The sequence below is a fragment of the Vagococcus sp. JNUCC 83 genome, from assembly GCF_053667615.1.
In genome coordinates, this window is record NZ_CM132204.1 from 1,750,709 (window position 1) to 1,764,127 (window position 13,419).

Annotated in this window: 11 protein-coding genes and 1 tRNA gene; 1 reads left to right on the top strand and 11 read right to left on the bottom strand. The window is 33.8% G+C overall.

The window, feature by feature from the left end; genetic code table 11:
• Positions 1 to 2: 2 nt before the first annotated feature.
• From JNUCC83_RS08500 to JNUCC83_RS08550, 11 genes are all read right to left on the bottom strand, one after another.
• The gene (locus JNUCC83_RS08500) at positions 3 to 470 is read right to left on the bottom strand and encodes a FeoA family protein (protein ID WP_454459613.1); all 468 of its coding nucleotides are present in this window, start codon (positions 468 to 470) and stop codon (positions 3 to 5) included.
• Between the two features lie 200 nt (positions 471 to 670).
• Positions 671 to 2,113, bottom strand: a complete 1,443-nt coding sequence (locus JNUCC83_RS08505; protein ID WP_454459614.1) for a glycoside hydrolase family 1 protein — start codon at positions 2,111 to 2,113, stop codon at positions 671 to 673.
• Positions 2,114 to 2,125: 12 nt separating this feature from the next.
• Complete coding sequence (locus JNUCC83_RS08510) at positions 2,126 to 4,006, bottom strand: beta-glucoside-specific PTS transporter subunit IIABC (protein WP_454459615.1); 1,881 nt, start codon at positions 4,004 to 4,006, stop codon at positions 2,126 to 2,128.
• A 4-nt stretch (positions 4,007 to 4,010) separates the two neighbouring features.
• Positions 4,011 to 4,871 carry a PRD domain-containing protein gene (locus tag JNUCC83_RS08515; protein WP_454459616.1) on the bottom strand — a complete coding sequence of 287 codons (861 nt, stop codon included), beginning with the start codon at positions 4,869 to 4,871 and terminating at the stop codon, positions 4,011 to 4,013.
• Positions 4,872 to 5,064: 193 nt separating this feature from the next.
• Positions 5,065 to 5,138, bottom strand: a tRNA-Arg gene (locus JNUCC83_RS08520).
• A gap of 45 nt (positions 5,139 to 5,183) precedes the next feature.
• Positions 5,184 to 5,516 carry a PTS sugar transporter subunit IIB gene (locus JNUCC83_RS08525; protein WP_454459617.1) on the bottom strand — a complete coding sequence of 111 codons (333 nt, stop codon included), beginning with the start codon at positions 5,514 to 5,516 and terminating at the stop codon, positions 5,184 to 5,186.
• A gap of 21 nt (positions 5,517 to 5,537) precedes the next feature.
• Positions 5,538 to 6,833 (bottom strand): DEAD/DEAH box helicase, encoded by a 1,296-nt coding sequence (locus tag JNUCC83_RS08530; protein WP_454459618.1) that lies wholly within the window; start codon positions 6,831 to 6,833, stop codon positions 5,538 to 5,540.
• 3 nt (positions 6,834 to 6,836) lie between these two features.
• Positions 6,837 to 7,865: a Gfo/Idh/MocA family protein gene (locus JNUCC83_RS08535; protein WP_454459619.1), complete on the bottom strand. Its 1,029-nt coding sequence runs from the start codon at positions 7,863 to 7,865 to the stop codon at positions 6,837 to 6,839.
• A gap of 171 nt (positions 7,866 to 8,036) precedes the next feature.
• Positions 8,037 to 9,181, bottom strand: a protein-coding gene (locus tag JNUCC83_RS08540) for an IS3 family transposase (protein WP_454459279.1) whose coding sequence is annotated in 2 segments (ribosomal slippage) — positions 8,037 to 8,899 and positions 8,899 to 9,181 — 1,146 coding nt in all. Because the reading frame shifts where the segments join, the coding sequence is not laid out codon by codon here.
• Positions 9,182 to 9,326: 145 nt separating this feature from the next.
• Entirely contained in the window at positions 9,327 to 11,090 is a 1,764-nt protein-coding gene (locus tag JNUCC83_RS08545; RefSeq protein ID WP_454459620.1) for an ABC transporter ATP-binding protein, read from the bottom strand.
• Positions 11,087 to 12,817: an ABC transporter ATP-binding protein gene (locus JNUCC83_RS08550; RefSeq protein ID WP_454459621.1), complete on the bottom strand. Its 1,731-nt coding sequence runs from the start codon at positions 12,815 to 12,817 to the stop codon at positions 11,087 to 11,089. The genes JNUCC83_RS08545 and JNUCC83_RS08550 overlap by 4 nt, the downstream gene beginning before the upstream one ends.
• A gap of 384 nt (positions 12,818 to 13,201) precedes the next feature.
• Between JNUCC83_RS08550 and JNUCC83_RS08555 the strand changes: the two genes are divergently transcribed.
• A complete protein-coding gene (locus tag JNUCC83_RS08555; RefSeq protein ID WP_454459622.1) occupies positions 13,202 to 13,417 on the top strand; it encodes a DNA-directed RNA polymerase subunit epsilon in 216 nt (71 codons plus the stop codon).
• Positions 13,418 to 13,419 lie beyond the last annotated feature (2 nt).

The following is a 13,419-nucleotide window of genomic DNA, read 5'->3' on the forward strand; positions in this document are numbered from 1 at the left end:
AATTACACCTCCTTAATCAAAATTAACGATGCTTCTTGTTTCCTTAAGCTGAGTTCATATCCTCTCACTGTAATTTGGATTGGATCCCCTAAAGGAGCATATTGTTTCACTTGAACTAATACACCTTTTGTTAACCCCATATCCATCAATCGACGCTTCAATGCCCCTTTTACAGTAAAATCTATCACCTGTGCGTAATGACCAATTTCAACTTCATCAAGTGTTTTGAGTTCTTCAATTTGTTCCTCACTATGCTCACTAACGTGTATAAATCCTGCAATATCATCATCTATCCCTACCTTTGTTCCCTTAAACAATAAAATAAATGGCTGATTTTTTTGATTAGATAGGACCACCAACTCTGTTCCTGGTAATAAGCCTAAATTTTTTAAATGTCTATCATGAGATTCCTTACCAGTAAATGATACAAACTTATATATTTTATTCATTTGACATTTTTTTAAACTCATCATTTTCTCACCCACTATTGGTTTCATTATTCAATCAATAATGAAAACCATTCTCATTTAATAAACTAATCATACACTTGCCATTTCGTATCGTCAATCGTTATTGTGAAAAAAATAATTTATTTTCTGTAAATAATAATAGACAAAAAAACCTATGAAATCACTGCCTAATAGCAATCATTTCATAGGATAATTTTTATTTAATCAAACAGGCTTGTTCCATTTGTTTCAATCACTTTTTTATACCAATAGTAGCTATCTTTTTTGTATCGGTTTAGACTACCGCCTTTTTCATCACGATCAACATACACAAAACCGTAACGTTTTTGATAGCCATTTAACCAACTCAATAAATCTGTAAATGACCAGGTGCAATAAGCAATAACATCACAACCTTCATCAATTGCTTTCACTACTTCTTTTACATGTTCCTCTAAAAATGATATACGATATGGGTCATGAATGCTTCCATCGCTTTCTAATGTATCAAAAGCACCTAATCCATTTTCCGAAATAATGATTGGTAAATTATATCGACTCGTAATCTCTTTGCATGCATAACGCAACCCTTCTGGATCAATCGTCCAATCCCAGTCAGTAGTTTTTAAATATGGATTGTTAGCTGTTTTATAAACACTAGGAATACCTGTTTGCTCATTTGTTCCTTTTACTCCTGTTGTATTCATTTTCGCATACGGTGTGACACCATCTAACTCATTGTACTCACAAACTGTTGTTTGATAATAATTCACACCCAGAAAGTCTATTAAGGAAGCTGCTTGTTTAAATAAACTCTCATCTTCTTTAGTCACAACTGGTGCAACCTCTTGTTTTTCGAGGTATCTAAAAGCATTTTTAGGGTATCTACCATAAGCGTAAACATCCATCCACCAAAAGTTTTTCAAGTTATCAAAATCAACTTTTGACATGGCGTTATCAGGATTACAATCTAGTGCATAACTTGGACTATACGCAAAACTTGCACCAATTTGTCCATCTGAGATAATCTTTTTAAAAGCAATCACAGTTTTAGCATGTGCTAGAAAAGCATGATGGTTGACCTGATAAAATGTTTTTTGATCATCAAATTTTCCTGGTGGATGCATCGCTGTTAACCATCCTAAAGAAGTAAAGATATTTTGTTCATTCATTGTAATCCAATATTTAACTTTTCCTTTAAATTGTTCAAATAAAAATGTCGAATAATCAACATAATCATCTATAACTTTTGGACTTTCCCATCCGCCATACTCTTCAACTAAAGCTTGTGGAATATCCCAATGATACAGTGTTACCATTGGTTCAATTTTATATTTTAAGCATTCATCTATAATATTTTGATAAAACTCTAATCCTTTTTCATTTACTTCTCCTCGTCCTGTTGGAAAAATTCGTGTCCAAGCAATTGAGAAACGATAGGTTTTCAATCCCATATCAGCCATTAATTTAATATCTTCTTTATAACGATGGTAATGATCAACGGCTGTTTCACCAGTTGATCCTTCAAAAGTTTTCCCTGGAATTTTAACAAATTCATCCCAGTTTGACACACCTTTTCCGTCTTCTAAATGTGCGCCTTCAATTTGGTAAGCTGCTGATGCACTTCCCCATAAAAAATTTTTTGGAACTTGATAGTTTGTCATGTTTTCACCTCATTAGATTATTGTTAATATTTTATCTGATTCATTCACTGAACCAGTTTTATCTACGTTCACTTCTTTAAAGTCATTTGAATTAGTAATCACAATAGGTGTCGTCACATCATAGCCTTTCTCTTTGATCTTCTCTAAATCAAATTTCAGTAATACATCACCTTTTGTCACTTTGTCACCTACAACTGCTTGTGGTGTAAAGTACTCACCATTTAGATTAACTGTTTCAAGACCGACATGAATTAAAATATCTAATCCTGTTATTGATTTTATTCCTATGGCATGTCCTGTTTCAAAAAAGACGTCAACCGTTCCATCACATGGTGCGACTACTTCACCTTTTAAAGGAATGATTGCTAATCCTTGGCCCAATAAATTATCTGCAAATGTTTTGTCGTTTACTTTTGCTAACTCAATTGCTTCACCTTCTAAAGGACTAAATACGTTTTTAATTTGATTCAATGGTTCAATAGTGGCTTCTTCAACTTCTTCTTCATAAGAATCATCTTTAATGTCTTCAAACCCTAATAAATAAGTAGCGATAAATGAAACAGCGATAGTCACACCCATCGTAATCAGAGCATAAATGATTGAAGCGCTATTTCCTTTCTCAATATATTGAGGGAATGTGATAATGGCTGGTGTTGCAATACCATAAGCTTTTAATTGGAATAATCCTCCAATAATCCCACCAGTTGCTGCCCCAATACAGGCTCCCATCATTGGACGTTTTAATCGAACAGTTACTCCATATAATGCTGGTTCAGTAATCCCTGCTAATAGTGCTGAAAAAGCGGATGAACCGGCAACTTGTTTTAAATCTTTATTTTTAGATTTAATCGCAACGGCTAGTGATGCCCCACCTTGTGCTAAATTTGAACATAGCTCTGCAATACACATAAATGCTTCATAACCTGTTGTGGCAATCATACTTAATTTTATTGGTGTAAACACATGGTGCATGCCCACCATAACAATAAATGGGTATACCCCTGCAACTAAACCTATTGCAATAAACCCTAATTTATCATGAATAAAGTATATCACGTCTGATAACGCATTCCCTATAATAGATCCAATAGGACCTACTATGACTAAAGCAATCGGTGCTGCAATCAGTAATACTAGCATTGGTTTTAAGAAATTTTTTGTAATAGCTGGTGTAATTTTATCAACAAGTGGTTCGATATAAGATAAAATCCATACGCTTAGAATAATGGGAATAACAGAGTATGCATAGTTTGCATAAGTCACTGGAATAATATTAAAAAACTTAACTGTTTCGCCCGCGTCTTTTGCAGTATTCATCAATGTTATAAAGTTAGGATGAAGCATAATGGCTGCTAACGTCGCAGCGTAATAAGGATTGGTTTTAAATTTAGACGCTGCTGAAATCCCAATTAAAATTGGCATGAAAAAGAATGCTCCATCACCAATCACTGATAGCAATTGATACGTTTGACTACCTTCACTTAACCAACCAAGCATTGGTAATACAGTTAAGAGTACTTTGATCATTGCAGCACCAATCAATGCAGGAATAACGGGAGCCATACACCCAGAGATGACGTCTAATATTTTAGAAAAAATTCCTTCATCATTATCTTTTTTAGGGGTGTCATCATTGTTGTCTGTTTTAAAGTTACCTAATTTCACGACCTCTTTGTAGACAGCACCGACTTCATTTCCAATAATGATTTGGTATTGTCCCCCTTTTTTCATGACACCTAGAACACCTTTTATGCGTTCGACTTTGGTATCATCCACAATCGACTCATCTTTTAACACAAATCGTAAACGTGTCATACAATGTACCACACTGATTACATTTTTTTCTCCACCAACTTCTTTTAAAATGTCTGATGCTACTTTTTGATAATCCATTTTCTCAACCTTCCTCTTTTGTTATGTTTGCATTTTTTGTAATTTTTTCTATATGTAACAACAAATACAATTGTTCATCTAAATTTAAATGGTATTGATAATTTTTGGATAAATAATTATCAATTTTAACCACACACTCATAACTAGCCACGTATTTTTCTTTAAATAACTCAAACATATCATCATTTTCACTAGTATAAACTTGCTTATCAATCACACGTTGAGCAAAAAACTTTAGATGGGTCACAAATCGATAATAATAAATTGATTCTTCATTGAACTCCATCCGAAATGTAAATTTGATAATATTAATAATTTCTTGCATAAGTTTTGACATATCATTAATATCGACCAAGTTATCTAGTTGTCCATTGATTAAATGCTGTGCAATATAGGCAGCTTCATCTTCTGAAAACTTTACATCAAATCGCTGGTTAGTCTCTTTAACTCCGAGCATCCCCACTTCAAATTCATCTTGAAATAATCGTTTAATATCCATTAACAATGGGTTAGCCACTTCAATTCCTTTATTAAATCGCTCTACTGCACCATGAATATGTTCCGTTAAAGACACATAAATAATATCGTCAATTTTTTTACCATACTCTTTTTCCATAACAAATATAAGTCGCTCAGTTATCTCTAAATAATCTTCTTGTATATCTGAAAAAACATTTTTAAAGCGGTCAATAATCTTTGAATTAATATTTGAAAATATTTTATATCGATTGCTAGGTTCAACTACCTGACCGTTCTTTTTACCAAATGCAATGCCTACACCCATCACAACTACTTCATTTCCTTTATCATCTTGTGAAATGAAAGCATTATTATTCAATATTTTAATAATTTTAATGATTATCACTTCCTTTCTTTAAAAACAAAAAAGCAAAACCCCAAACAAGCCGTCATCTCTCCATAGAGAAATCACGTCTTCATCTGAGGTTTTGCCTGCTTAACCAGTTACAATCCTTATTTTATTTCATAATACCACGTGTTTTTAATTGCTTCAATACATTTTTTACTTTCATATAATGTTTAACACATCTTAACAAAAACGTCCCTGATACGATTTGAACGTACGACACCCGTCTTAGGAGGACGGTGCTCTATCCAGCTGAGCTACAGGGACATAAAAGATAGTATGATTTTCTCACTTTTATAGTAAAAAGTCTAGTCATTCTTCTCTTTTATCAAAGTTAATAAGGTGTTCGGCTAATTCGAAGACTTTTTCTCCATCCATCAATCCATAATCTGTCATATCTATGTTTTTAACTGGGATATCCGGATTATTTAGTGATTTTCTCAGATCATTTTTTATATATCTTACCTGTGGACCTAACAGATATAAATCAGTTTGACTCGCTTCAATTTCTTTTTCAACTTCTGAAGCTGATATCGCCACAATATCAACCTCTCTATTCTTCATAGCTGCTGCTCGTCTCATACGATTGACTAATAAATTCGTACTCATTCCTGCTAAGCAAACTAACACAATTCTTTTTTTCATGCCTTCCCCCTCATAAAAAAATTATTTCCATTTAGCACCCTTATTCTTTTGCTTTTTCATTCGGTTTTTCTTTTTCTTCTTCTTCGGTATCTCTTGTTTAACCGGTTTAACAACCTTATCAACTACCAATTTTTTATTTTTCTCTTCTTTCGTTGGTAAGATTTTATCAGCTTCTTCTTCATTTACAGTTACCTTAGGCTTTTCTGTTAGTAGCTGACCATGAGTAGTAAAATATTCTACTCCCTGTTTACCTATCTCTTTGTAAAGTCTATTTAACTCTCTTTTATCTCCATCGTTTACTAAACTAATGACCGTTCCTTTTTTCCCCATTCTTCCTACTCTGCCGGAACGGTGGATATAATCTGGCACACTTTGTGCTAGATCATACTGAATAACATAATCTAAATCAGAAAAATCTAGCCCTCTAGCCCCTAAATCTGTGGTTAATAATAATTTGACTTGTCCTGTTTCAAAATCATGTATTGCTCGTTTTCTTTCGACTTGATGTTGGTCAGAAGCTAGTGTTCTATGATCAATCCCTAAATAATCTAGCCTTTCTGATACGGCACCTAACTCACTTACTTGATTAAAGAAAACAAGACCCTTGAATCCATCCACATGTGCTAGACGGCGTAACACGTCAGAACGTTTTCTTACTGGCGTCATAATAAAACCATGCGTGATGGTTCCTTTAGTATTATCTTCTTCTGTCACGTCAATCACTCGTAATTCTGTTCTAAATAACGTATCTACCCTAGGTAGTATCTGTTCACCGGTGGCTGAGGTTGCTACTATTTGTGTATCTGCCTGAACACTCTTAATAATCCCTTTTGTTGAATTAAATTCTGCATCACTCAACAAATCATCCACTTCATCTAACACAAGTGTTTGAATGAGATGTGCTTTGATTTTTTTTAATTTAATCAATTCAAGTACACGCCCTGGTGTCCCTACCAATACTTCCGGTCTTTTTTTTAGACGTTCAACTTGACGCTTAACATTTGCTCCACCAATAATCGCTTGGACACCTAAATCTAATCCTTTTGCCCATAGTCGTGTGACGTCTGCTACTTGGCTCGCTAATTCTTGGGATGGCAAAATAATTAATAATTGATTGCCATTGCCTTTAATAACTTTTTGCAATAAGGGCAACAAATAAGCGACTGTTTTTCCTGACCCCGTTGGAGAAATACCTAATACACTCTCATCTTCTAGTAACAATGGATACATTGTACTTTGAATTAATGTTGGCGTTTGATATTCTTGCTTTTCCCATTCTTTTTGCCACGTTTCAGGCAATAATTCTACTATACTCATTTTTTAACCTCTTATTTCTTTTGCGTCTGCCGCAAATATAATATCTGACTCTTTTCTCATTGTTTCCATCAATCCATGAACATCCCTTGCTAGCTGTACCCAGTCTTGATAGACTTTTTGCTGTTTAATTCCCATTGGATTAACCATAATATTAGCAAAAGCTCTTGCTTCTTCTAACATGACTATCTCCGTTTTTTCTGCGCCAAAATCAATCTCTGTTAGTTGACTATTTTCACGTTTTTTTTGAATAATACTTCCAATACTATTCACTGCATCTAAACACAACGTGCTATCACTTAAATAAATTTCAGACGGTAAAAAACTATCGGCGTTTTTACCAACTGTCATTGTTACATCAAATGTCTCATAACGAAAAATCATCGTACCTAGTCCATCCACATCAGTAGGTAGCTTTTGATTAAAATAAAAAACAGAGGCTGGTCTACCAAACCATGCAACAGCAGTATAAACTAAGTACACACCCAAATCCATTAAAGCCCCACCTGAATACTTACTAGAGAAAATGTTGGGTTCCTCTCCTCTCAGTAGAGCATCATAACGTGATGAGTACTTCATAAATGTAAGATTTGCGCCTAAAATATCATCTCTATTTTTTAAAAACGATGCCACTCGTTGAAAGTTTTCTTCATGTATATGTCTTGCAGCTTCAAAGAAAAAGACCTCTTTTTCTTCAGCTAACTCAATTAACTCTTCCAATTCTTCTAACGTTGAAACAGCTGGTTTCTCAACAATCACATGTTTATTGTGAGACATCAACAACCGTGCTTGCTCATAATGCAAGCTATTAGGAGATGCAATATAAACAACATCCACCTCATCTAACTCACACAACTCAGATAGCTCTGTTATAATATGAATGTTTTCTGCATCATCATATTTACTAGCAAATTTTTCAGCTTTCCCTTTAGTTCGAGAGTATACAGCACTTAACTGGTACTCTTGACTTTGTAGCGCTGCATTAACAAATGCATGGGTAATCCAATTCGTTCCTATGACACCTAGTTTCAACATGACGTATTCCCCTTTACTCTATTTTAATCACGCGAAAGCCCTTATCCCTTTACTTCGTAGTAAAAAGTATATCATTTTTAACCGCTCAATGGGTTACTAAATTAAAAATAAAAAAAGACCTATAAGATAATCAGGGACTGAACCCCTAAAATGAGACAGTAATAAAAACACCTATGCGATTACTTTTTTCCGATAGTCAACTGGAGATAAGTAGTCGTATTTTTGTTGAATTCTTTCTTTATTATAATAGTTGATGAAATTTTGTACAGTTTCAATTACACTAATTGTAGAGCTTCCAAGCTCTGGGTGTAATGAGAACGTTTCAGACTTTAGGATGGAATGAAACGATTCTATTGGAGCATTATCTGCAGGAGTCCCTTTTCGGGACATACTTCTGGTAATGCTCTTTTCTTTTGTTGCGTGATAATAAGCATATGAAGTATACACAGAACCTTGATCCGAATGAAGTATACATTTATCTGGAAGTTTAGGTAATTTATTTAGTGTGTCTAAAACACAAGATATGTCCTGTTTTTCACTTATTGTATAAGAAAGTATTTCTCCATTAAACAAATCCATAATGCTAGAAAGATAGAGTCTTTTAGGACCATAATCAAGATAAGTGATGTCTGTTGTTAGTTTTTCTAGTGGCTTACTTGAACTAAAGTCTCTATCAATTACATTAGTAGTTTTAAAATAAATAGAACCAGGACGTTTTTCTTTCTTTATTTTCACCTGACAACTCCATCCATATTTTTGCATAATACGCTGAACAACTTTATGATTCACTTTTATCTTTTTACGAAGTAAAAAAGTGATTTTTCGATAACCATAAGTGAACTTGTTTTCTTTACACAGCTGCTCAATCATTTTAATTCGATTATCGGCAACATATTCTTTCTTAGACCAACGATAGTAAGTACTTCTAGCTATCCCAAAATAGTGACATAACCATGTTATAGATAGTTTTCCTTTATAAGAATCAACTAAATTTATGAATACTTCTTTTTCCACATCCTTTCCAACTCCTTGTATTTTTTTAAAACATCAATTTCCTGTTTCAAGTACTTGTTTTCTCTTTCTAGAACTTCTAAAGGTGAAAAGTGTTCATTACCTTTTCCATAAGTATATTGTTTTCCCACACCTTGAGAGAATCGATAAGATTCTCCATTTCTATACCATTTCCACCATGTTTTCACCTGAGTTTTATTCCGAATGTTGAGTTTATTCATAATTTCTGATGTTGTTTTACCTTCAAGTTTCATTTTTATAGCTTCTTCTTTTACTTCTACTGGATAAGCAATCCTTTTAACCATAAAAAATACACCTCCGTTAAATTCATTTTACATGAATTCAACAGGGGTGTTTTTATATTTGTCTCATCTTTTGGGGTCAGTTCCATCATACTGACTAATAGTTTTTACGTCTACTAGTAAGTAACGATTATCTCACAGGTTTCTTTTAATCTTCTAAATTTTCAGCGAATTGACTATTATATAATTTTTCATAAAAGCCTTTTTTAGCTAATAAACTCTCATGTGTGCCTTGCTCAATAATTTGTCCTTGGTCCATCACCAAGATTAAGTCAGCTCCACGAATCGTTGATAATCTATGAGCAATCACAAAACTTGTACGTCCTTCCATCACTTTTTCCATGGCTTTTTGAATAAGTCCTTCTAGACGTGTATCAACTGAGCTGGTTGCTTCATCTAAAATCAAAATTTTAGGATTAGAAACCACCGCTCTAGCAATAGTTAAAAGTTGTTTTTGCCCTAGTGAGATGTTATCTCCTTCTTCATTAATCGCCATTTCATAACCACCGGGCATAGTTCGAATAAAATGATCCACGTTGGCTGTGTTCGCTGCATCAACCACTTCATAATCTGTGGCATCAAGTTTTCCAAAGCGTATATTTTCAGCAATCGTGTCATTATATAACCAAGCATCTTGTAATACCATACCAAATAACGAGCGAACATCACTACGATTCATTTGTTTGGTATCAATCCCATCGATTTTAATGGCTCCATCTGTCACATCATAGAAACGCATCAATAGATTGATTAACGTCGTTTTTCCTGCACCAGTTGGGCCAACAATTGCTACTGTCTGTCCACTTTTTACTGAGACACTAAAATTTTGAATAAGAGGTCTATCTGGTTGATAACTAAATGAGACATTATCAAATTCTACATCCCCACGAATCTCCTCAGGTAACGCAATATCTGTGTCATTTTCAAATGATTCAGGTTCATCCAATATCGTAAACACACGTTTTGTCGCAGCAGATGCACTTTGTAACATGGAAGATAACTGGGTAATTTGTCCCATTGGCTGACTCACTTGCCATACATATTGAATAAACGCTTGTAAATTTCCTAAAAGTAACGCACCAGAAATTACATAAAAAGAGCCTAACACTGCTACACCAATATATGCACTATATGCTGTTAAGTTAACTAATGGCATCATCAGTCCTGAGATAGCTGCTGCTTTAAATCCATTTGTTGTTAAACGTTGATTGACTTCTTTAAAATCAGTAATTGTTTCTTCTTCACGTCCGTATAATTTTAACACATTAAATCCCGTCAAATTTTCTTGTACAAACCCATTTAATTCTCCTAGTGAATCTTGTTGACGTTTGAAATATGGTTGCGACCACCTCACCACTAAACGTGTAATAACCAATGATAAGGGGATAATTAGCATCACCAAAAGAGCTAATTTAATATTTATTGTTAGCATCGCAACAACAGCCATTGTGATTCCTAAAAAAGCATTGACTATAGCAATTAACCCTTGTTGTAGTGCATTACTAACGGCATCAACATCATTTGTAACACGCGATAGAACATCGCCAAATTGATGGGTATCAAAATAAGACACTGGTAGTCTATTTATTTTTTGTGAGATATCTGTTCTTAAATCTTTCATTGATTTTTGAACGACTTGTGTCATAAACCACTGAGCTAAAAAACTAGCCGAACTATACACTAGGCCGATAATAAACAAAATAATCAATACCTTAAATATATAATTAAAATCCAATGATTCGCCATTTTTTATATTTTGCGCAATTCGTGTCGTCGATAATCCTGTCACAAATGGCATCAAGGCATTCATTACTACAGCAATAATGGCTAAAAATAATGCACCAATAAATCCGACTTTATACGGAGAAATATAGTGATACAGTCGCTTTAATTGTCCAAGTGATTGTTTCATTTTAATTCCTCCTCTGTCAGTTGTGATGAGGCAATGTCATAATATACTTGGCAAGATGTTAATAACTCTTTATGAGTCCCCATACCAACCACATTTCCCTCATTTAATACCACAATCTTGTCTGCATGCATAATCGTACTCACCCGTTGAGCAACGATTAATACAGTTGATTCTGTTGTTTCTTTTTTTAGACGTTGACGTAACATAGCATCTGTTCGGTAATCAAGCGCTGAAAAACTATCATCAAACACGTAAATCGCTGGTTTTCTAATAATCGCACGAGCAATAGCTAAACGTTGTTTTTGCCCGCCAGAAAAGTTTGACCCACCTTCTGTAATGGGCTCAAGCAATCCTTTTGGTTTTTGGGAAACAAATTCAGTAGCTTGTGCGATATCTAGAGCTTCTCGCATCTCTTCTTCAGTAGCATCTTGTTTACCAAAACGCAAGTTATCCGCTATTGTTCCAGAAAAAAGAATGGCTTTTTGAGGAATATAACCAATTTTTTCTCGTAAACTTTTTAGCTTGTAATCTTTAACATCTACGCCGTCGATTTTAATAGAGCCTCGACTGACATCATAAAATCTTGGTATCAGCTGAATTAATGTTGATTTACCACTACCAGTACTTCCAATAAACGCAACAGTTTCGCCAGGTTTAGCCGTAAAACTAACATCTCTGATAACGGGGCTTTCACTATGTCCTGGATAAGCAAATGACACATTGTCAAATTCAATAATTCCTTGTGTTGTTGTCTGACTAACACCTTGATCATTATCTTGAATCACAGGTTCTACATCCAATACTTCTTGTACACGAGCAGCAGAAATCGCCGCACGTGGATACATCATAAACACAGAAGCAAATAACATAAAAGAAAATAGCGCGTGGAAAATATATTCAATAAAGGCAATTAAATTTCCGACCTCTAAACTTCCCGTATTGATTTGTACACTACCAAACCAAATAACAAATACCATAATAATATTAAATAAAAGGAAAAATGCCGGTTGTGCTGAAGCCATTAATTTAAATAGTTTCATCGAACTAGTAGCATAAGCATTATTGACTTTATCAAAACGTTTTTCTTCAAATTTTTCATTTACAAACGCTCTGATAACTCTTAAGCCTGATAAATTTTCACGTAAAATAAGGTTCATATTATCTAAATTCTTTTGTTGTTTTTTAGATAAAGGTTCTGAAAATTTAGCTATAACAACCATTCCTAAAATTAAAAATGGTAACCCTACAAAAACAAATAACGTTAATGAAGGACTCGTTCTAACAATCATATATAAACTCGCAATAAACATAATGGGCGTAATAAATCCCATTCTTAAAATCATCCCCATGAAGTTCATCACTTGAAAGGCATCATTAGTCGTTCTAGTAATCAATGATGACATCCCAAAATCTTCGTATTCCTTATGAGAAAAACGTTGGATGTTTTCCATCATATCTTCACGCATATGTTTGATAATACCAGTATTAAGTTTGGCTCCTACTACTGCTAAACTTAAATTTAATATGATGCCAATAACAGTTACCAAAACCATTTGCCAACCAACTTGTTTGACAATTTCCATATCATTGTTTGCCACACCTTGATCTAGCATTTTTGCTAGTAGAGTTGGTAGCCCTAACTCAATCAGAATAAAACCAAAAACACAGAAAAAGTTCAACAACAATAATTTTTTCTGCTTCATGGCATAATTCCACATTGTTTTCATTTATCCACCCTCTTTTTCATTTAATATGTATTTAATGCACTCCTATTATCATAACTGATTTTCCAGTAAAATGTCAGTGATTTATTATGAATTATCCTATTTTTTTAATGAAATCGTTATACTTTTTTTCTGCTGATGAATGTTTCTATACAATTATTTGCAATTATGATAAAATAAACCTAATTGTTGGAGTCTTGTACTTCAAAATACGACGGTGAAAAAGATAGTAAACATTCGTGGAATAAGACAAGATTCCATGTTATTTTAAATGGATTATTTAAGATAACTATTACTTTTAAAAGGTGTTCATTACACCTAATTTTGTCGTGTTTTAACAAATTAATTAAAGATTAAATTTCATTTATTATAAAGGAGAAATGTCAAATGATTTACAAAGTATATTATCAAGAGGATAAAAAATTTAGTCCACAAAGAGAAAAAACGCAGTCTCTTTACATCGAGTCAGAATCACCTATTACGGCTCGTCGCTTAATTACTGAGCGCACAAACTACAATATCGAGTTTATCCAACCCCTAGAAGGAAACCACTTAGAATATGAAAAAGAGCATACGAACTTCGAGCTTGTGGAGTTTAATTAGTC